The sequence below is a fragment of the Clostridium sp. DL-VIII genome, assembly GCF_000230835.1.
Lineage (GTDB): Bacteria > Bacillota > Clostridia > Clostridiales > Clostridiaceae > Clostridium.
The window spans coordinates 3,306,109-3,328,009 of the sequence record NZ_CM001240.1 but is presented as its reverse complement, the minus strand read 5'-3'; the positions used below and the strand labels follow the sequence as shown (position 1 = coordinate 3,328,009).

14 protein-coding genes are annotated in these 21,901 nt (G+C 30.3%); 2 read left to right on the top strand and 12 right to left on the bottom strand.

Going from position 1 to position 21,901, the window contains the following annotated elements:
• Positions 1-30 precede the first annotated feature (30 nt).
• The 4 genes from CDLVIII_RS15300 to CDLVIII_RS15285 all read right to left on the bottom strand — a co-directional run bounded on the left by CDLVIII_RS15300 (position 31) and on the right by CDLVIII_RS15285 (position 5,603).
• Positions 31-2,106 carry an alpha-glucuronidase family glycosyl hydrolase gene (locus CDLVIII_RS15300; protein WP_009170359.1) on the bottom strand — a complete coding sequence of 692 codons (2,076 nt, stop codon included), beginning with the start codon at positions 2,104-2,106 and terminating at the stop codon, positions 31-33.
• Positions 2,107-2,319: 213 nt separating this feature from the next.
• Complete coding sequence (locus tag CDLVIII_RS15295; RefSeq protein WP_009170358.1) at positions 2,320-3,162, bottom strand: carbohydrate ABC transporter permease; 843 nt, start codon at positions 3,160-3,162, stop codon at positions 2,320-2,322.
• Positions 3,162-4,097, bottom strand: a complete 936-nt coding sequence (locus tag CDLVIII_RS15290; RefSeq protein ID WP_009170357.1) for a sugar ABC transporter permease — start codon at positions 4,095-4,097, stop codon at positions 3,162-3,164. Before CDLVIII_RS15290 ends, CDLVIII_RS15295 begins: the two co-directional genes overlap by 1 nt.
• A 177-nt stretch (positions 4,098-4,274) precedes the next feature.
• A complete protein-coding gene (locus tag CDLVIII_RS15285; protein ID WP_009170356.1) occupies positions 4,275-5,603 on the bottom strand; it encodes an extracellular solute-binding protein in 1,329 nt (442 codons plus the stop codon).
• A 414-nt stretch (positions 5,604-6,017) separates the two neighbouring features.
• On the opposite strand from CDLVIII_RS15285, the gene CDLVIII_RS15280 reads away from it, so the two are divergent.
• A complete protein-coding gene (locus CDLVIII_RS15280; RefSeq protein ID WP_009170355.1) occupies positions 6,018-6,806 on the top strand; it encodes a response regulator in 789 nt (262 codons plus the stop codon).
• 8 nt (positions 6,807-6,814) lie between these two features.
• Positions 6,815-8,566: a sensor histidine kinase gene (locus CDLVIII_RS15275; protein WP_035301809.1), complete on the top strand. Its 1,752-nt coding sequence runs from the start codon at positions 6,815-6,817 to the stop codon at positions 8,564-8,566.
• 129 nt (positions 8,567-8,695) lie between these two features.
• Here the strand turns inward: CDLVIII_RS15275 and gpmA are convergent, their stop codons facing one another.
• The 8 genes from gpmA to CDLVIII_RS15235 all read right to left on the bottom strand — a co-directional run bounded on the left by gpmA (position 8,696) and on the right by CDLVIII_RS15235 (position 21,883).
• Entirely contained in the window at positions 8,696-9,439 is a 744-nt protein-coding gene (gene gpmA / locus CDLVIII_RS15270; protein WP_009170353.1) for a 2,3-diphosphoglycerate-dependent phosphoglycerate mutase, read from the bottom strand.
• Between the two features lie 234 nt (positions 9,440-9,673).
• Positions 9,674-10,729, bottom strand: coding sequence for an NAD(P)-dependent alcohol dehydrogenase (locus CDLVIII_RS15265; RefSeq protein ID WP_009170352.1), 1,056 nt, complete (start codon positions 10,727-10,729; stop codon positions 9,674-9,676).
• Between the two features lie 171 nt (positions 10,730-10,900).
• Positions 10,901-12,445: a hypothetical protein gene (locus tag CDLVIII_RS15260; protein ID WP_009170351.1), complete on the bottom strand. Its 1,545-nt coding sequence runs from the start codon at positions 12,443-12,445 to the stop codon at positions 10,901-10,903.
• A 30-nt stretch (positions 12,446-12,475) separates the two neighbouring features.
• Positions 12,476-13,111, bottom strand: a complete 636-nt coding sequence (locus CDLVIII_RS15255; RefSeq protein ID WP_009170350.1) for a Fe-only nitrogenase accessory AnfO family protein — start codon at positions 13,109-13,111, stop codon at positions 12,476-12,478.
• A 218-nt stretch (positions 13,112-13,329) separates the two neighbouring features.
• On the bottom strand, positions 13,330-13,893 hold the full coding sequence (locus tag CDLVIII_RS15250; RefSeq protein ID WP_009170349.1) for a GNAT family N-acetyltransferase: 564 nt from the start codon (positions 13,891-13,893) through the stop codon (positions 13,330-13,332).
• A gap of 150 nt (positions 13,894-14,043) precedes the next feature.
• The gene (locus tag CDLVIII_RS15245; protein ID WP_009170348.1) at positions 14,044-15,153 is read right to left on the bottom strand and encodes a PrsW family glutamic-type intramembrane protease; all 1,110 of its coding nucleotides are present in this window, start codon (positions 15,151-15,153) and stop codon (positions 14,044-14,046) included.
• Positions 15,154-15,214: 61 nt separating this feature from the next.
• A complete protein-coding gene (locus tag CDLVIII_RS29985) occupies positions 15,215-19,678 on the bottom strand; it encodes a 5'-nucleotidase C-terminal domain-containing protein (RefSeq protein ID WP_242835999.1) in 4,464 nt (1,487 codons plus the stop codon).
• Positions 19,679-19,909: 231 nt separating this feature from the next.
• Entirely contained in the window at positions 19,910-21,883 is a 1,974-nt protein-coding gene (locus CDLVIII_RS15235; RefSeq protein ID WP_009170346.1) for an ABC transporter ATP-binding protein/permease, read from the bottom strand.
• Positions 21,884-21,901: the final 18 nt, after the last annotated feature.

Below are 21,901 nucleotides of genomic sequence, written 5' to 3'. Positions count from 1 at the left end.
ACACCTCTTCTCTTGATAAACTATATATTACTATTCATAAATCCTTCTATTTTTACTATCCTTAATTCCTGTCTTTCTGTAAAAATAAGTATTTACCACGTCTCTCCATTCCTTTGCATCTTTTATTTGTATATCCAGCTTTTCTAACACTGCATTAAATATCTCATCATTAATGTGCTCTTTTAATCTTAGCCAATTTTTTTTAAAGCCTTTGACTTCCTCAACTCCTTCAAAATGAGTGTCATATATATGCTGAATCACAGTCTTTCCTGTACTCAACTTATAGGTGTAAGGAACATGGTGAAAGAATAATAAAAGTTCTTCTGGGCAGCTTTCCAAGGATTCATACATCTTTGCTACAGGTTCCTTATACTGCAGCGTATATGCAGTTCCAGTGGCAGCTGTTCGATCTACCCCTAAGGCTTTAAAATCAGCATAATGATAAGTGCCCCAAAGAGAATATTCATACCCATCTACACTTGGACCATAATGATGATTAGGGTTTACCATCCACCCTATACCTAATGGACTAGTATACTTTTCATATATCTCTCTAGATTTAAGCAACATAGAAATTATTATTTCTTCACATTCTTCATCACATGCAAAAGTCAGCTTAATCCATTCTTTTGTTATATCCAAAGCACTAAAATCAGGATTCCATGTGAGCCTTCCAAATCCATATAAATTAGCTTGTGCTAAAGGATGTCCGGTCCAACAGAAACTATCACCTATATTAGAAACTCCAGCTATTCCACCGTATTTACTATTAAATAAACTGCCAGATACTACTTTTTTAACTTCTGATCCCTTACCTTTTGCATAAGTATCAAAATCTAAGCATTCCTTCCATAAAGGTACAAGATAACATAGATGCTTTTGCTGACCAGTATACTCTTGTGTAATTTGAAATTCCATAAATTCATTAGTTTCTTCCATAGCTCCAAATAATGGGGATACTGCTTCTCTTATTTGAAAATCCATAGGTCCATATTTTATTTGTAAGACAACATTATCTAAAAACTTTCCATCCAGTGGTTTGAAGTTTTCATAAGCAGCCTTTGCCCTATCCTTAGAGCGATCTCTCCAATCAAGTAAACAGTTGTATACAAAACATCTCCAAATAACAATTCCATTATAGGGCTTTAGTGCCTGTGCTAACATATTTGCACCTTCTGCATGATTACGTCCATAAGTAAAAGGACCTGGTCTAAATTCTGAATCTGCTTTTACAAGAAAGCCTCCAAAATTAGGTATATAATCATATATCTCCTTCGCTTTTTCTTTCCACCATTCCATAACCTCTGTATTTACAGGATCAGCTGTTTCAAGTTCACCTAATTCAACAGGTGCTGCAAAATTTACACTTAGGTATAGTTTGATTCCATAATTTCTAAATACCTCAGCTACTTTAGCTACCTGAGGCAAATATTCTTTTGTTATAAGTTTAGTTTCATATTCATGTACATTTACATTATTGATAGATATTCCATTAATACAAATAGATGCTAATAGTCGAGCATAATCTTTAATTCTACTAAATTCACTTACTATATTATTATTCTTAAAAAATATAGATTTCCCAGCATATCCTCTTTCAATTTCTCCATTCATATTGTCCCATTGATTTATTATTCTTAATGCATTCCTTGGATTTTCAATAGACTCTATCTCAGGTAAAGACTTTCCTATATAAAGCCCTCTAATAAAATGAAATACTCCATAAAGTGCTCCATTTTCATCCTTTCCTACTATATAAAGCACCTCTTTATTTTCCACAGATTGTAGTGATATACAGAAACCTTCCTGTAAAAGTTCACGATTTATATTAGAATATAAATCACTATTGCTTAAATCTTCTATTGTACCTAGAAACATATAAGAAGCCTTTGGAGCAGAACTACAGATTATTGGCATATTTTCAAAGAACTTAGTTATAGCTGTTTTTAACTCATTTACCGCTGTATAAATCACTGAATTGTTGCTTTTCACCAAAATATACTTAAATAAATCCACATACTCCTTATATAAATCAATACTCTGACTTTTTCTATAATCTAACCAACAATCATACATTTTACTTGTATCGTTTAATACTTCTTTCATATCTTATCTAACCTCTCATTTACATTTGATATTTAATAATCAATAATTTTTATCGAAATTCAAAAAGTACTATTCCAAATTCTACATTTGAAAAATGCATAGCGTATAGTAAGCCGCTACATATTTCTAAATTTAAAGTTAAATATTCATAACAAACAAAAGCATAGCTATCATACCTCAACTATACTTTTGCTATTTTATAACGATTTCTTTCTAACTCTTCATACCTGTTGTAGCAATTCCTTCTACGAAATATTTTTGAGCGAAGAAGAATACTAATATACAAGGTATTATGCTTACCAGCGCCATAGCCATTATTTGATTCCATGGAACCGCTGAAGCTGATGAATCAAGGGATATTCTAAGTGCTAAAGGCAGAGTTAATTTCTTAACACTGTTAATGTAAACCAATGAATTAAAGAAATCATTCCAAGTCCACATAAATTGGAATATTCCTGCAGAGATTAATGCGGGCTTAGAAAGCGGTAATATAATCTTTGTAAATATAGTAAAGGAATTGCACCCATCAATTATTGCTGCTTCATCAAGTTCTGTTGGTAGTCCTCTAAAAAACTGAACCAACATAAAAATAAAAAATGGATATCCTGCAAAAATTGCAGGCACAATAAAAGGATTATAACTATCAATCCAGCCTAGATCTCTAAACAGCATATATTTAGGAATGATAACTACAGCATTTGGTAGCATAAGTGTAGATAACATAAGCGCAAATAATATCTTTTTGAATGGAAACTTAAATCTTGCAAAACCATAAGCCACCACAGCACTAGATAATACTGTAAATAATACAGTTGGTATAACAAGCTTTATAGTGTTAATAAAAAAGGTACTATATCCATATTGGCCTGTCCCTTTCCAGCCTTGAGCATACGAGTCCCATATAAAATTCTTAGGAATTAACGCTGCTGACCCAAATAATTCTTCATTGCTTTTAAAGGAAGCAAAGAAAAGCCATACAACCGGATAAATCATAATTATTCCTACTGCTACTAAAATTATATATCTGAAAATTTTACTTCTTGATCTATTTTTCATTAAAATTTACCCCCATCATCATAATAAACCCACTTACTTGAAGTTTTAAATATTATACCTGTGAATATCAAGATTACTATAAACAAAATCCAAGATAATGAAGATGCATATCCCATTTTAAAATATCTAAATCCTTCTATATATAGCTTCATTCCATATAAATAAGTTGATTGCATAGGCCCTCCACCTGTAATTACAAAAGCAGATGTAAATTCCTGAAAAGCTCCTACTAACTGCATAATAATATTGAAAAATACTATTGGAGTTAGCATTGGTAAAGTGATTGTAAAAAACATTCTAATCTTTGTTGCGCCATCCATTATTCCAGCCTCATATAGTTCCTGTGGTATCTGTTTCAAGCCAGCAAGAAACAATACCATTGAAGAACCAAACTGCCATACAGCAAGAATATCCAAGGTAAATAACGCCAAATGAGGACTTCCTATCCAATCCTGAGGTTGTATTGAAAATATAGCTAAAAGCTGATTTACTGTGCCTTCCTTCATAAACAAGAATCTCCATAATACAGAAACAGCTACACTTCCCCCAAGTATAGATGGAATATAATATATAGTTCTAAAAGCATTTATAAATTTTAATTTTGAATTTAAAATCATAGCAATTAATAATGCAAACGCTAACTTTGCAGGGACTGATGTAAATACATATATTACTGTTACCTTTAATGAGTTCCAAAACTCATGATCAATTGTTAAAGCATTTATATAATTAGTCAAACCAACAAACTTTGCTCTTCCACTTAAGCCCAAATTAGTGAATGAATAATAAAATGATGAAATCAAAGGATATAATTGAAACCCTAGAAAACCTAATAGCCATGGGGCTATGTATAGTAATCCTGTATATTTTTTTAGTACCTTACTTTTTCTATGAATAGGACTATTTTCTACTTTTATAACAGTACTTTGTTCCACGTATAAACCTCCTAACCTTATTTTAAATTAGTCTATTAAGATAGCTAATTATCTATTTAAGAAAAACTCCAGCATAATATATTAATCCTTCATTATAAACAATAAAATGATTAATTGAGTTAAAAGTGCTTGCTGGAGCTTTCCAAACAACTTTACTAGATCTTAATTAATTAAACTTTAATTTGAACTCTTCAATTCTTTTAACTTACTGTCATAAAGTTTAATCAAGTCATCTGCTGCTTGATCAGGGGTAAATTTTTTATAAGCGACGTTTTCAATTTCAGTTATTAAGATGTTTCTTAATTCCTGATTGCTAGATGGAGCATTGTATATTAATCCTGCATTTTTTGCTGCTGGATCAACAGCTTTCACTGCTAATGGATCTATTTTTTTTGCATCTAATGCTGCTTGCCTTGAGGCTTCTACAGGAGGTATAGATCTGACATCTCCTAACGCTACAGCTGCTTCCTTATCATTGAAGAAGAAGTTCATAAATTTAGCGGCTTCCTTTGCGTTAGGTGAATTTTTATTAATGCAAAGTAAAGTTGCAGGTCTTACTAATACTCCTGAATTTTTTGCATCTTTAGGTACCGGAACCAATGTAACATCTGCACTGTCTCCTAATGGTTTACCAATTACTCCAAGTCCTGCTGCCCAAGTAAAAGCACCACCAAATTGTTTATTGGCCCATGCAGTATTTTCTTCTGGCTTATGATTAAATGTAAAGCTTTGCTCTGCTGGCTGCAGAACCCCTTCATCAAACATTTTCTTTTCAAGTTCAAATGCTTGAGTAAGTGTGTCCTTATCAAACCCCATTGTATAATCATCTTTTATCCACTGCTCACCAGTTTTTTGAATTACATATGGCATAATAACAAAATCCAACAAATTATTTTGCTCAGCATTAATTAAATAGTTATTACTATTTTGCTCATGAAGTTTCTTTCCTTCTTCAATTAATTTATCCCAATCCAAATCTTTAGTTAAATCAATACCAGCAGAATTTAGCATATCCTTATTAAAAATTAGGGTTTCTGCATTTAGTCCCATTGGCAATCCCTGTATTTTTCCGTCAATTGTACAATAACCATCTAAAAACTTCTTATCGAAACCACTCATATCAATTATGTCTTTAAACTCATTTAAGTCATAAAACATTTCTCCCTGTTTTGCATAATCATAAATCCAGGGATTGTCCACTTGAATAAGATCTGGTGCAGTACCACTGCCTAACTGAGTTGATAACTTATCATTATATCCATCAACTCCACCATATTCAGCTTCAATCTTTACATTAGGGTTTTTTTTCATATATAGATCTATAGCTTCTAAAGTTGCCTTATGACGTACATCACCGCCCCACCAAGAAAATCTCAAAGTTACTTGTCCTCCTTCGCTACTATCTTTAGTAGCTGCTTCTTTTGTAGAATTACCACAACCTACAAACACTGTTGTAGTAATTGCAAGAGCACATAAAATGCCAATAAATTTAAACTTCTTTTTCATTAGAAACCCTCCTAATTTTATACAGTAATAAATGCACTTAAAATTTCACTTACTGCTGCAACTTTACTATTATTTTAACATGTATGTAAATCATTTCATAAGTTATCTATTATTATATATGGTATCCTTATAACAGAACTTCTTTATTTCTAAATTTAAAACGTATCTTTTTCTTATAAAAAGCATCATTTTTTTATTATTAGAATCACTTTCTCATAATCCCAAACGCAATTGTTGCTTTATATATGAAATTTTACTTTTATATGGTAAAATTTATATAGATTCTATAATAATATAATCCAAAGTATGTTATTCAATTTACATTCATTTTAAAAAGCATCAGATTTAAGGCTATTATTAGAATCTTTAAATCTCATAGCTCTTTAAAGATATATTAATAGGGGGAAACTTATAATGTACAAATTACTTGTAGTAGATGATGAAAATGAATCAAGAAATTTATTATGTAGATATTTTCCATGGAGTGATTTAGGCTTTGAAATTGTTGATCAGCTTGAAAATGGGAAACTTGCATTACAGTACATTTTAAATAATCCTGTAAATGTAATTCTTTGTGATATAAAAATGCCGTTTTTAGATGGAATTGAGCTTGCAAAAGAAATCTTCAACCGTAAACTTAAAATTAAAGTTATTTTTTTAAGTGCTTATAAAGACTTTGAATATGCCCGTAATGCCCTACTTTATGGAGTTAGTGATTATATTGTAAAGCCTTCAAAGTACAATGAAATTTTTGAAGTATTCTCTTCCCTAAAAAAAGCGTTAGACAGCGAAGCCTTATTTAATAATAATTATATTTCCGATATAGACGCAAACGATTTCAAAGATTTGTCAACTTATGATTCAAAGATAATTTCATTTATTAAAAATTATGTAAATGAACACTATAAAAATGCTAAGCTTGAAGATATTGCTGAAGCAGTTCACATGAATCCTAACTATTTAAGTCAATTCTTTAAACAAAAAACTGGGGAACGTTTTTCTAATTATTTAATAAAGGTTAAAATGAATCGTGCTGCCAAGCTTTTAAATGATATAAGATATAAAACATATGAAGTTAGTGAGATGGTCGGTTACAGTAATACAAAAAATTTTACCAGAACCTTTAGAGGCTATTACGGCAAAAGTCCTAAGGAATATAGAAATCAAAAAAATACTATTGGTCCTGAACCTTCCGAAAGGTGATGATTCTTTTGAATAAAAACTTCTTTATAAAGAACTTATTAATGTTCTTAGTTCCACTACTAATACCTACATTGATACTCGGTTCTCTATCAATAGTCATAACCCAAAGATATATTAAAGATCGAACAACCCAAAATAATATCGATCTTTTAAACCAGGCAAAGACTAACATTGACTTGATTTTCAATGAAATAGATACACTTAATATTCAATTTGATAGTGCAGGAAATATGCCTCTAACTCTAAAAAATGTTTTAAAAAAGAAAACTTTGTATTCATCAGATTTGGCAGCCATAGACACAACTTCCTTTTTTTTAAATTCATTTGCTAATTCAAAACCGTATATTTATTCTATACATATTTATTATGAAAATGATAATGGTAGATTTTGTACCACCAATAATGGTATAACGAACTTAAATAATTTCTTTGATAATTCGTGGTATAATAGCTATTTAAGCCATCCCTCAAATATAAAAATGTGGATAGAAAAAAGAAATTTAAAACAATACGATTTTGAGGAACAAGGAACAGAGCTTATAACAATTTATAAGAGGATGTCCTTAAATAATGGTGTAATAGTTTTAAATATCAAAGCTGATTATATACAGGATTTATTAAATAAATCTGTTACTGCACCAGAACAAAAAATATTTATATTAGATGATAATAATACTGAAATTGTCAGCAGCCAAGCTTCCGAGAATATAAATAATTTTGACATTAAAGAGCTTACAAATTTAAACACTAACACAATATATTCTTCATCAGAAAACAAATTCTTAAGTAAATCAGTTATTCATTCTGATAAATTTTCTTGGAACTACATCTCTGTAGTTCCAGAAGATATATTGTATTATGTTTCTATAAAATTAGGTAAATATACAATTATATTATTATTAATTTCATTTATTTCTGGGTTGATTTTAACTTTCTACCTGACTAAGAGAAACTATAAGCAAATTAGAAATATTATATCAATAATTGATTCAGCTAAGAATAATCAAACTCTTCCCGTAGTAAGTAGCAATACCAAAAATGAATTTAGCTATATTATAGAAAACTTACTTACCACTTTTATTGAACAACATTATCTAAAGGTACAGCTATCCGAAAGAAAATATAAATTAGAGAATATGGAACTTCTTGCACTGCAATCTCAAATAAATCCTCATTTTTTATATAATACTCTGCATACAATATATTGGGAAGTAATAAAAGTATCTGGAAGCCATAGTGCCCCTATTAAAATGATAGAAAACTTATCTGATATACTCGATTATTCTTTAGCAGCACCTTCAAGTAAAGTTTCTATTGGAGATGAAATTAAATACACTAAAACTTATCTTGATATTCAAATGGTAAGATATTGTGATAAATTTGATGTGATATGGACTTACAAAGAAAATGTGCAAGCTATATCTACAATTAAATTACTAATACAGCCTTTAGTTGAAAATTGTATATATCATGGCATTAACAATAAGGACGGTAAAGGTAAGATAAAAATCAAAATATCACTTAAAGATCATATACTGACTCTTGCTATCATTGATAATGGAATCGGAATTAATACTATGGATCTAAAAGAAATAAAAGATAAGTTAGCTTTCGACGGAGAGCACTCAAATCATATTGGTTTATTTAATACAAATAAACGCCTTAAGTTAACTTATGGAGAAAACTATGGTCTCCGCATAAACAGTAAATTAGGTATTGGAACTGCAATTTATATTATGATCCCTATATCTTATGATTAAGAATTAAAATACTAAAAATAGCAGCATTTTCTGCCGTTCTTTTTAGTATTTTCTTATATTAATAATTTAAATTTTAGTTAATCATACAAATTACGTATTTTGTATTTATATAGATACTCTATATCTATTTTACTCTCCTTTATTTATATGCTTAGGAATTGAGTCTTTAGGAAGTTTTCCTTCAAAGGATAAATAATAATGACTAATTGGCTTTAATTCTTCATCTAATTCATAAACCATTGGAGTTCCTGTTGGAATGTTTAGACTTGCTATACCATCGCTTGAAATATTATCTAAATATCTAATTAGAGCTCTTAAAGTATTTCCATGAGCAGATATTATAATTTTTTTACCTGCTTTTAAATCAGGAGCTATATTTTTATTCCATTCTTCCAATACTCTATTTTCAGTATCAGTTAAATTTTCTGTTAAAGGTATTTGTTCTTCTTTTAAATCTCTATATTTAATTTCATTTCCTGGATACCTTAGATCATCCTTTGTTAATTCTGGAGGTTTTTCATCTACAAATCTTCTCCATTTATGCACTTGTTCTTCTCCATATTTTTTAGCAGTTTCTTCTTTATTCAATCCTTGCAATGCTCCGTAATGCCTCTCGTTTAGCCGCCATGACTTATATACAGGTATCCACATTAAGTCCATTTCATAAAGCGCTATCCACAATGTTCTTATGGCCCTCTTAAGAACAGATGTGTACGCTTCATCAAAAGTAAATCCATTTTCTTTAAGTATTTTTCCTGCCCTTCTAGCTTCAAAAAGTCCATTTTCTGATAGATCTACATCTGTCCATCCAGTAAATTTATTTTCTAAATTCCAAAGGCTTTCACCATGTCTTATTAATACTAATTTAATCATAATTTCATCATCCTTATTTAATTTATAATTTACGAACAAAATTTATATTCTGATATCTATACTATTATGATTCTTCAATCAAATATGTATACATTTATGCTAATTCTTTTCAATCAAATCATATTAATAAGGAACAATCACACAAATAAAAATTCCATTTGTCATATATATTTACTTTATAATAAAAGCAAAGAAATATATTTTTCTTTGCTTTTAATTACCTAAAACTATTTTCTATATTACCACTACTGCTTTGATTAAATTTTTGGGTTTTTCTTTCATTAACATGAGAGCTTCTTCTATGTGCTCAAAACCATAAAATACATGTGTAACCAGCTTACTTAAATCTATACGGTTATACATTACCATATCCTTTAACATTTCTGCCCTAAGACGTCCACCTGGGCAAAGTCCTCCTTTTATGGTTTTATGAGCCATCCCACATCCCCACTCTACACGTGGTATTTCTAAAGTACCTTCTCTTCCATAATAATTAATATTAGAAATTACTCCTCCTGGTTTGACAATTTCTACAGCCTGCGACAATGTCTTAGTATCTCCACCAGCTATAATTACACGATCGACCCCTTTGCCATTTGTTATTCTCATTATCTGCTGTACAATATGATTGTGCTTATAATTTATAATATCTGTTGCTCCGTAAAATTTTGCTGACTCAACGCAGGCTTTTCTGCTTCCTACACCTATGATTCTGCCTGCTCCTCTTAGCTTTGCTCCAGCAATAGCCATTAAACCAACTGCTCCTATACCAATTACTGCAACACTAGATCCCATTTGTATATCTGCAAGTTCTGCACCATGAAAACCAGTAGTCATCATGTCTGTTATCATAACAGCACTTTCTATAGGTATTTCTTTAGGTAATATCGCAAGGTTCACATCTGCATCGTTTACATGAAAATACTCTGCAAACACTCCATCCTTAAAATTTGAAAATTTCCATCCTGCAAGCATGCCATTTGAATGTTGCTGAAATCCCGCCTGGACTTCTAAAGATCTCCAATCTGGAGTTGTACAAGGAACTATTACTCTATCTCCAGCTTTAAACTCCTTAACTTCACTCCCAACCTCAACAATTTCGCCTACAGCTTCATGACCTAAAATCATATTATGTCTTTCTCCAAGCGCACCTTCATAAACAGTGTGAATATCGGATGTGCATGGTGACACTGCTATTGGACGTACTATTGCATCATATGGACCTGCTATTGGTTTTTCCTTTTCAATCCAACCAACTTCATTAATACCTAACATTGCAAAACCTTTCATAAATAGAAGCCTCCCTATTTTCTAATTAATTTTTTAGACTTTATAATTATATATGCGATTATCATAATAAATATAATTTGAAGCTTCATTTAAGTTTTACATTATTTTAACATTTAGTTTCTGATTTACAATTGAAAAGCCACTTCAAATTTGAAATAGCTTTTTAATGTGTTAAGTTCTTTTACTTATTTTATCTATTATCTCCTGTTCAACAAGTTCCATATTAGTTTTTCCAATATACCCAAAATTACATTGATTAAACTTTATATAATTCATGGCTTTATGAAAAGTTGAATGATTCATATATTTAGTATAAAAAAATATATAATCAGCATTATTTAAGGCATTTATATCAAAGTTCTCATTAAATCCATTTAATGTTCTTATTTGTGGATATTTAATTCTAAACCTTCGTCTCCACTCCTTATCCCCTCCAATTATAATTATTTTCTTATTTTCAATATAATCTTCTAAGTTTTTATTTAAATCTAAATTTTCACTATCATCACTTAAATTAAGCTCATATTCTCTTAAAGATTCCAGCTCAGCTCTAAGATTCTTTTCTTCATTTAGTTTATTTTCGAGATTTTTAAGTCGTTCTTCCATTACCTTTATTTCTAATTTATGTGCATTGTCTAATTTATTTATTTCATAGGCTAAATTTTTATCATATGATGTTTTTTCTTCATTTAGTTCTTCAAGTTTACTTTTTAAGCTGCTATTTTCAACTTCAACCCTATTTAATCTTTGTTCAAGCTCTTTTAACTTAAAATTTAACTCTTCTCCATTTTTCTCTATATAGAGCTTTCTTACATTCTGATATTCATTTAAAAGGGATTGCACAAATATCCCGTTAATAATATTATGTACTATTATTTCTGGATCTTTGTTTTTAGATATTCTGACATAAGACAAAATTATCTTATCAATATTAATAAATTCAAAATCTTTAAAAAGATGATTTATACTGAGTTTATTGCTTAAAAACAAATCTTCTAAAAACTCTCCACTGTTTCTTATTTCTTCATTATTGTGCCTTATAATATCTTTATAATTAAATGTTTTTCCATATTCTCTTTTTAATAATACTTTTATTTCCTGTATTTGAGCTTTATACCTTTCTAACTCTACTTCAATATTTTGATTTATTATATTACCAAATTCAAAATCCTCTATATCCTCCAAGATAGATATTATAAATCCTTGATCTACACTTTCAGGAGAAACATATATAGAAAAATATAAATATATTGCTGCATCAAATCTTGCCTCTACATTTCTAGTGATTATATCCATTTTCATATATTTATTCTTCAACTTTTCATTATTCTGCTTTTTTACAGAATTAAATATAACAGGATAATATTTTCTAAGTAATTTAATTACTTTACTTCTTACGTTGTTATCAAACTCAGCTTCTACTAAAATCCCCAATACTCTTCTCGCCTGTATTTCCTGCTCAAGTGTTCCCTGCATAATAATACTGTAGTTTATACAAGGAGATTTTTTAGCCGCATTATAATACTTAAGTTCATCGCTCATATATATTTTGTCAATTTCTCTTTTCATTTCACTACTTCTAGTTAAACTAAGGCTAATGTTAGCCAAAATATAATTAGTTATAATATTTTCATCAATATCCCAATTTTCAGATATCATTCTTGAAAAAACTTCAATATTCATTTTGGCATAATTTTCTTCTTCTTTGTATTCCATAAACATCACCTCCTTATCTTTATGTAATAATTATTTTTTGTTTACTATTATCAAATAATCCCCTTCTCCTACTTCTGAAAACTGAAAATTGAAATTGAGCTTAGTTAAATAACTTTCCAGCCAACCTGGAATATGACTACATGTTAATATTAGTTCATTGAAATTTCCTTCATTTAAAAAAGGCATTAAAGCTTGCTTTGTTGTGATACCGATATTACGGTCTTGTAGTTCCCTTACGTTTAAAATATAGCATCCATTATTTCCGATCTCCATTGGCTTAACAGTTTGATTTTTATCATTGAAATTTTCTGAATCTATAATTTTAATCTCCTCAGCTTCTTCCTTCTCCTTTTCTAATATATAATCGAGAACTTCACTTGACCTGCCCTTCATTTTCCAAGTACTAACCCCCAGGCCTTCAAGCATTGTATATGCTAAATCAGAAAATTCTTTTGCCACAAAAATTTTACAGCTTCCAAGTATCTCTGCAATATTAAGAGTATCTAATCTTATATCCTCTTTTCCTTTTGTACTATGAAATTTAAATGGGAGCTCCCTTATAACCCTCCAATTATTATCTTTTGAAAATATTTTAATAATTCCAGTTTCATTTAAATCTGCAATTTCGTCTAATTTATTTATATATACTGCAATCTCATTAACCATATATACCTCCCTACAACAATTTAGGAAGAAAAGCCGCAGGCTTTTCAAAAATTATATTTTATATATAAAAAAAGCCTAATCAATATACTTTTTAAGTATATGAATTAGACTTCGTAGCCTTTTATTAAGTTATCCGTTGTGATAAAGTAATTCTTTAAAACTTATATGTTATTAATATTATAAATTCTAAAATCGCATTTTTCAATATCATTATTTTTCTAATTTAATATTAATTTAACATACTGCAAATATAATTCTTCCGGAATAATTTCATGGTAAATGCTCTCTAAACCTTTATAAATATCTAAATCTTCCACTTTGCTGCTACATAAGCACATAATCGAATAATTTACATTGAATAAGCAAATCGATATTTTAGTCATTTCCATTTCATTTCGTTTATAAAAATCTATTCTTCTTTTTCGAATTATCTTTTCATCTTCATCGGGAGCATCTTCAATCTTTTCTACTTCCACAATTATTCCATCATAATTTTTAAATTGATCTTTCAAAATACTTAAAAATCTGCTTCCTATTCCTTTATCTCTATGCTCAGAGCAGACTGCATAATAGTCAATTAACAAATATGACTTTCCAGTAACTAAAAATGCATAAGCTAGTAGCTGTTCCTTCTCATACAATCCATAACATATATAAATTTTCTTCTTTATAAGTTTCTCTATCATATCAAAAGGCTTTAATTCTTCAGGAGGAAAATCTTTCTCTGCATATTTATAATATACTTCCTCAATGTCTTTAATACTTAATTGTTTTAAATTCATTTTCACTCATCCTATCTAGTACAATGTAACATCTATGTTTATTATATCATAAATACTATTTATAAACTGTGCATAGAGCATTTTATCATTTTGCTACTAAAATAGAAAGGCCTTTTCTTAATTATTTGAAATTTTTTACTTGAATTTAGCTTAGGCTCTTCGTGCAAAAGTCAAACTTGAAATTTGTTTTAATCCTGCACTAATTAACATTAATATAATAATCCATGCTGTTATGGTAAGTACTATTTGAACATAAGGAAGATCTCCAATGTATATAGGCATATCCCAAATTGCATGTAATACTATTACAGTAACAAAATATTTAAGAAATTTAATGTTAAAGATATATTTTATTTTTAATCTATTATCTTCTTTCACCATTGCCAAAGCTGCTCCAGAGATAGCCGCCCAGACAATATGTCCTCCAAAAGCAAAAATTCCTCTTGTATAAATTATACTTATCATCTCATAGATTTCTGAGCCATAAGCAAATATATATCCAGCTGTTTCAAAAACTGCAAATCCAGATCCAATTGCTGCTCCAAGAAGCAACCCATTTAATATATATTTCTTCTCACTTCCTCTTAAAAAATATGCAACTACAATGAATTTAGCCATCTCTTCAGTAATACCTATTATGACTGCGCCATAATAGTCTACATCCCTAATAGAAACCACTGTATCTAATATCATTGTCATAAGCAAGGAAGAAATTCCTCCAAGAAAAAATATTTTAACCACATCAAAAATATTAATATTTCTTGGAGCATTCACTTCCCAGAAAAAAACAAGTAAGGAAAATGGTATCATCAAAGCGCCTATAAATACAATTCCCGGATATGCTAATATATTTCTAAAAATCCCGAGTAATGCCACAAGACCAATAAATGTTAATGCAAATAGAATAAAAACTCTTGAATATAACCAAGGTTTAGGCCACTTAGAACAAATTTCATTTTCCTTAGGTGAGGTTAAAGCTGTTCCGCAAATAAATGTGTTTTCTCTTTCTTCTGGAGTATGTTTCTTAAATACATTGACTATTAAATCTGTCAGCTTTAATTTAATTGCTATACCTCTAGGCGTAAGAGTCCTTGGGTTATCCAAGAAACTTTCCGAATTATCCTCTGCCTGCTTATTAAGAACAGAATTATTATCATTTTGAGATGGCAAAGTACCATTAGAACCACATGAGCTGCAAGTTTTTGAACTATCAGAATCTTTTCCCTTGCAGCTTTTACAGTCTTCCATGTTTCTCTCCATAGATTTTCCTCCTTTGTCTTTCTATTTGATTTTCTAAATTTTTCTGTTATTTAAAATCTTTTTATGCAGCGTATTCTCCATTCTCATTTACATAGTAATCTCCAATATATTCATCTTTAGCCATTACTCCATTTTCGCCAAAATAATACCATTTACCATCACTATCTTCAAACCATCCATCTGTCATGGAGCCATCATTATTCAAATAATACCAATTATTATCCTTATCTAATAGCCACCCTGTTTTCATCGCACCATTTTCTTGAAGATAGTACCACTTTCCATTACTATCTTTAAGCCATCCTGTTTCCATAATTCCATCTTTTCCAAAGTGATACCATTGATTATTAATTTGTTTCCAAGTATTTACTATTTTTGTTCCTTGATCGTTCAAATAATACCACTTACCACTTATTTTGCTCCAATTATTTTTGGATACATTGTTATTTTGCCCTGTTTGCACATTATTATTTCCACTATTATTAGAATTGCTTGAGCTATTATTAGAATTACTTGAAGTATTAGATGTATTATCATCATTGCTGTCACTGCTTGAACTATGGTGATGCGAACCACTTGAACTACTACCAGTATTATTAGAATCACCACTTGAACCGTTGGATCCTGTATTATTTATCGGAACATTTTCTGTATAAAGTTTCCAGTTGTTTGAGCAAGTTGGACTTATTATTTGACCTGCTTTAATATATGACATCATTAAGCTTCTAACCTGTCCATCATCTCCTAAAGCTTTTGCTGAACTATAAGTAACTATGCTAGGATCTGTATTACTGATTCCAGCAGCCTGCATAAAACCACCGCCACCATTATATCTATAATCATTTATAGCTACTGTAAATATATCTGTATCATTAATTGTTTTTCCATTATATTTTAAATTAACTATTCTGTTTCCGACTGGCTTTGTTAGATCCACATCATAAGTTGCTCCATATAACTGATCTAAATTATAATCTGGAACATTTAATACAGGATCTTTTTCAATTAGATCTGTTTTACTTGCAGCCTGCTTATAATATCTCATAGAATATTCCATCCATTTTTTTAACTGAGCCCCATTCATCTTTATTCCATAAAGATAATTTTCATATACATAAGTTCCCATAATATCCTTAATAGTTATGTTTCCCTTTGGTATATTGGCAGATGAACTTAGTGGTGCCGCTATTGACAATTGTGCTTGTGCTGTTTGAGCTTGAATTTTATTTATTAATTCCATTATAGCCGTTGGATTAGTAGTTTGCCCATCCCCAGAAAATGCATCCGTTGCCTGTCCTATTACTGTTGCTGTATAATCTAACGTTTTTTCCTGATATGGTTCTATTAATGAAACTATATTAGGATCTTCTGCAATAGTATTGTCCATTGCAACATTTTTAGTTTTTATTCCACTTAAATTATTATTCCCATCTATACTTATATCTATTTGTGATACATAATTTCCCCACTTTCCTGGTTCCACTACTGGTACAACCTTTCCATCCGGATTTTTCAAGCTTGTATCATTTATTACTGAATGGGCATGTCCTGCAACTATGGCATCTATACCAGATACTCCGGTTGCTATAGCTTTTATCTGATTTTCAGGAATAACATCGCTAGCTCCTTCTTCTCCACTATGTGCTGTTACAATTACAATATCAGCTCCTTTGCCTTTCACAACTGGCACCCACTTTTTAGCTTCGTCGACTAAATCATTGAAATGAAGACCTTTATAATGCTCAGGATCCTCCCAGTTTGGAATGCACTTAGTTGTTAATCCTAATATTCCAACTTTTACACTCTTCCCATTTATATTGAATGCTTTAATATAATATGGCTCTACATAATTTGAGCCATCATTTTCATAGGTATTAGCAGATAAAACATGAATTCCTTGACTCTTATAGTCATTGATTACTCTGTTTAAGGTTTCAAGACCATAATTAAATTCATGGTTTCCTAAAGTTTCTGTATCATACTTCATTGCTCCCATAACCTTTGCCATTGGGTAAAAAGAATTTTTATCTATCATGTCATAATAATAAGAAAGTGGAGTTCCTTGAATTGTGTCTCCATCATCAACTAACATGACATTTGGATTAGAAGCTCTTACATTATTCACATATGTTGAAACCTTAGCTAATCCTTGACCTTTAGCAGGTGCTTTATTTGTACCATAATCAAAATTTAACACATTACCATGAATATCAGAAGTAGCTAATATTGATATTGTAGATGCTAAGCCAACCTGACTACTTCCAGGATCAGCAATTTCACTTGGATCTGTCACTATTAATTCAAAGGTATTATATTTCGATACATTAGCTGTAACATCCTTTACATCATTAGCCTTTAATCCCGCTATGACTGGCATTTTATATATTGCAATGCTGCCTGTAGAATCACTTATAATTGAAGATGCAGTTGTATCTATACTTTTAAAAGCAGCATTTTTAATTTTGATTAATTCTCCCTGCAAGTCATCATTAATATCTCCTATTGTTACTTCTTTAGGTATAATTGTATTTCCATTACTTACAGTCGTAACATCCGATACTTTACTTGGAGTTATTTCCGTTAACCCATTATAAATAGATAACTTTCCTGTAGTTGTAATCTTGTCTCCATTTGAGATCTTTGCTCCACATGTATTATATACTACTATTCCTGCAGTTGGATTTGCAGGATTATCTTGTAAAAATACAGTCTTTCCATTTACTCCGCTTACATAGCCTGTTACTTTAACCAAAGTACCTTGAGATGCTAAAGCCTTAGCTCCATTAATTGTCGTTTCTACTGGGGAACCAGCTGAGTCCGTATCATTTTTTATTCTTTCATCTAAGTTCACAACTATTTTCCCATTTTTCTTAACATCTTGAATTAAGGCATCCCTTACAAGAGTATGAGTGTCCACATAGGTATTCTTAATTTCTGGCAATGTAAACTCTGTAAAATTATCTCCTCCTGTAGCAACAAAGTCTGGAGCAGCTACTGTTAACTTATCATCATCCTTTATAGTTGTTCCATCTTTTTCTCTAGCTATACTTTTAACCCTTTGACCTGGAACTTCAGGTGTTATAACTTTTCCATCTGAATCTGTAACTGCTTTTACATAGGAAGGCTTAGATGAATCATAAGTAATTTTTATTCCTGAAACTTGAAGCCCTTTTCCAGTATTATCAGCAATTGCCTGTTCAATAAGATTTTTAAGCTGTGCACCAGTCATATTAACTGTAGTAATGGTATTATCAAATGGCATTAAATAAAAAATAGTACTTAAAGTAATATTTCCCTTAGGAATGGGACTTAATCTTATGCCTCCGTTATTAACCATGCCTACATCAGCATTTACATTGTTTTTCACAACATCTGCCATCCAATCTCCAAGTTGAGATTCTCCAAAAGGGTTATCATTTTGTTCACTTGTATAGTCCACATCATCAGAGCCTAAAATTTCTTTAAAAATTGGTGCTAAATCAGCATTAGCCTCATCAACAATTTCCTTACATTCTTTATCCACAGGAGTGTCACTGTTCACAGTAACTCCATTCCAATTTGTACATTTTTTTGAAAAGCCAATTATTTTATTGTTTTCGTCTAAAGAAATTTTTAAATCTATATATCCTTTACCTGCATTACAAGCATTTAATTTTGGTACATCCTTATTATCTGCATCCTTTACAACCTTATCCTCAATTGTATGAGTATGCCCTCCAAAGACCGCATCTACCCCATGCAAATTACTTATAATATTATCTAATGAATTCTCCCCATCATGTACTACTGCAAGAACAACATCTGCTTCATTATTATCTCTAATTTTTTTAGCGCAAGAATTTATTTCTTCTGCTGCATCTGTAACTTTATAATTAGCTATATTGGCTGGCAACACTATAGTAGGGACATCATTTAATATAGCTCCTATTACAGCTATTCTTGTACCATCTTTCTCTATTATCTTATATGGTTTATATGGCCTTGTGTCATCTTTTCTATTGTGCAAGTTGGAACAGACAATTTCATATCCTGCACCCTGCATAGTTTCATTATTTATTGTATCTAAACCCCAATCGAATTCATGATTTCCAAGAGCTGTCACCTCCATTCCCATTTTTGATAATACCTTCTGTACTGGAACTCCTTTAGAAAGATTTGATATTGGTGTCCCTTGATATAAATCCCCGCCTCCAATTATTAAAGTATTTTTTGAATTAGTATCAGCTGCATTTTCTACTGAATTTGCTAATGCTGCGCCAACTTCATTATTTTTAGTATCTAAAAGTTGACCATGAAAATCTGTAATTTCTATTATATCTAAATTTTTGGTACTTACAGCTGGCCCAGTTGTGACAGTAGCTGCAGCACCAGTCGTAGCATCAGATATATCAGAAACTGCAACATTGTTAGTATAGTTTGTTACATCTGCCCTTGCTACCTTAATTGGAACAAACATAACAAAGTTTGACAGCATAATTGCTACAATTAGCAATATACTTATCTTTTTTTCTTTTCTCATAATTATCCCTCCTGATTCTATTATTTTATTGTTTTTCAATTAGCTCTTAGGAAATTTATTCCATTTATTCAATGACATTGTACCTCAAAACTTAATTCCTAAATATTTATTTAATGTTAAATTATGGTTATTTATATGTAAGCAAAATGACTAAGACATATTTCGATTAAAAATGTACAAAAAAATATCCTATGTATAACTTAGCTTTATGCACTGTTACCACAGGATATATAATTCTCATTCTCTTCTCAAGGATTCTACTGGATCAAGTCTAGCTGCCTTATTAGCCGGCAAAAGTCCAGCCAAGACGCTTATTATAATACTTACGCCCATTCCTAATGCGATATAATATTTTCTCAATAGAAAAATATTCAAAGCAAATAATTTATTAGACATAACATTTATGAATCTTCCTAAAACATACGCTCCAGCAATTCCAATCGCTCCGCTAAAAAAACCTATTAAAAAAGCTTCTGAAATAAAAATCCTTCTAATATCTTTCGCTCGAGCTCCTATAGCTTTAATTATTCCTATTTCTTTTGTTCTCTCAACAACACTAATATACATAACAACGATTATCATAATTGCTGATACCACTAGAGATATTCCTGCAATACCTGATAAGACATAAGTTAAAACATCTATCATTTGATTGAACATAGAAGTTAATTCTTCCTGGGAAGATTCTACATATCCAAGCCCCTTAATTTTATCTTTAATTCCAGCTGTATAATTACTATTAGTTGTATTTACATAAACTACATTAGGTTTTAATTTATTATTATTATCTGAATACAATTTTTCTAAGTCTGAGTAATTTAAAAAGACAGCTTTCATCGATGCAGTTAAATCTCCTCCTGTACTCGTATAAACTCCACTTATAATAAAATCTCTATTTACAATCTTCTGATTAATCAATATGTGCATGTTGACTTTCTGCCCAATAATATCGCTGCCTATTTCATCACTTAAAGCTTTATTAATTAATATTTCCCCTTCCTTAGGCAAGCTTCCCTTTTCAACATTTGAATTTGTTATATTTGAAGATATTGTTGAGATTTTCACTATATTATTGGTTTTATTATTATAAACCAATGAATTAACACCAAAAGAAATTATGGTATACCCTTTTTCTACAGATGACACATTTTGTATTTGAGACAATTTAGTAATATCTTCTTCTTCAAAAGGCTTCGTTGAATTTATATCTGGCTTTTGAACTGTTGTAAAATCCAAATTAACATTATCTTCGTCAGAACTTGGCATGTTAACTTCAATTACTAAAGGGTTAACATAGCTATTCATAGTTTTATTAAAATAAGCCTTAACGCCATTGCCTAAGGATAGCATTAAAATAATACTCATTATTCCAATGCTACTCCCTATAGAAACTAATATATTTCTTGCAAACTTTTCTTTCATATTATTAAGAGCAAGTTTTATAGATGATAATATACTTAAATTTTGTCTACGCTTATTCTTATTCAATGTTTCCTGCTCTTCATGAGCATTTTTACCTTCTGTTTTTAAGACTTCTTTATCATCAATAATACTTCCATCTGCTATTTTTACTATTCTGGTTGAAGAAGCTGCTACCTTTTCAGAATGAGTGACCATAATTACAAGTTTTCCTCTTTGTGCTATGTCCTTCATTATCTGTAAAACCTGCATTGTAGTCTTTGAATCTAAACTGCCTGTAGGTTCATCTGCAATAATTATTTCTGGATCATTAATTAAAGCTCTAGCTATAGCAACTCTTTGCTTTTGTCCTCCTGACAATTGATTTGGCTTTTTGCTTATGTGCTTCTCTAAGCCTAGATTTTCAAGTATCTCCCTTGCTCGTTTAATCCGTTCTTTTTTTCGAACATTAGATAAGGTCATAGCAATTGTCACATTGTCTAAAACAGATAAATGATTTATCAAGTTGAAACTTTGAAAAATAAATCCCACTTCATTTTTCCTATATTTATCAAGTTCTCTTTTCTTTAGTTTCTTAACATCTCTTCCATTTACAAATAATTCACCACTAAAATTTGAATCTAATCCGCCTATTAAATTCATTAAAGTGGATTTTCCGCTACCTGACTCTCCAATAATTGATACTAATTCCCCTGTATTAAAAGAAAGGCTTATCGTATTTAATACCTGAAACTTTTCACTTCCTTTTAATTTATAATACTTACTTATATTTTTCAATTCTAATAAACTCATTAATCATGTGCTCCTCAA

Excerpts from the sequence above, each read along its gene's own strand:
- CDLVIII_RS15300 (WP_009170359.1), bottom strand. The coding sequence starts at position 2,106 with ATGAAAGAAGTATTAAACGATACAAGTAAAATGTATGATTGTTGGTTA.
- CDLVIII_RS15295 (WP_009170358.1), bottom strand. The coding sequence starts at position 3,162 with ATGAAAAATAGATCAAGAAGTAAAATTTTCAGATATATAATTTTAGTA.
- CDLVIII_RS15285 (WP_009170356.1), bottom strand. The coding sequence starts at position 5,603 with ATGAAAAAGAAGTTTAAATTTATTGGCATTTTATGTGCTCTTGCAATT.
- CDLVIII_RS15280 (WP_009170355.1), top strand. The coding sequence starts at position 6,018 with ATGTACAAATTACTTGTAGTAGATGATGAAAATGAATCAAGAAATTTA.
- gpmA (WP_009170353.1), bottom strand. The coding sequence starts at position 9,439 with ATGATTAAATTAGTATTAATAAGACATGGTGAAAGCCTTTGGAATTTA.
- CDLVIII_RS15265 (WP_009170352.1), bottom strand. The coding sequence starts at position 10,729 with ATGAAAGGTTTTGCAATGTTAGGTATTAATGAAGTTGGTTGGATTGAA.
- CDLVIII_RS15260 (WP_009170351.1), bottom strand. The coding sequence starts at position 12,445 with ATGGAATACAAAGAAGAAGAAAATTATGCCAAAATGAATATTGAAGTT.
- CDLVIII_RS15255 (WP_009170350.1), bottom strand. The coding sequence starts at position 13,111 with ATGGTTAATGAGATTGCAGTATATATAAATAAATTAGACGAAATTGCA.
- CDLVIII_RS15250 (WP_009170349.1), bottom strand. The coding sequence starts at position 13,893 with ATGAATTTAAAACAATTAAGTATTAAAGACATTGAGGAAGTATATTAT.
- CDLVIII_RS15245 (WP_009170348.1), bottom strand. The coding sequence starts at position 15,153 with ATGGAGAGAAACATGGAAGACTGTAAAAGCTGCAAGGGAAAAGATTCT.
- CDLVIII_RS15235 (WP_009170346.1), bottom strand. The coding sequence starts at position 21,883 with ATGAGTTTATTAGAATTGAAAAATATAAGTAAGTATTATAAATTAAAA.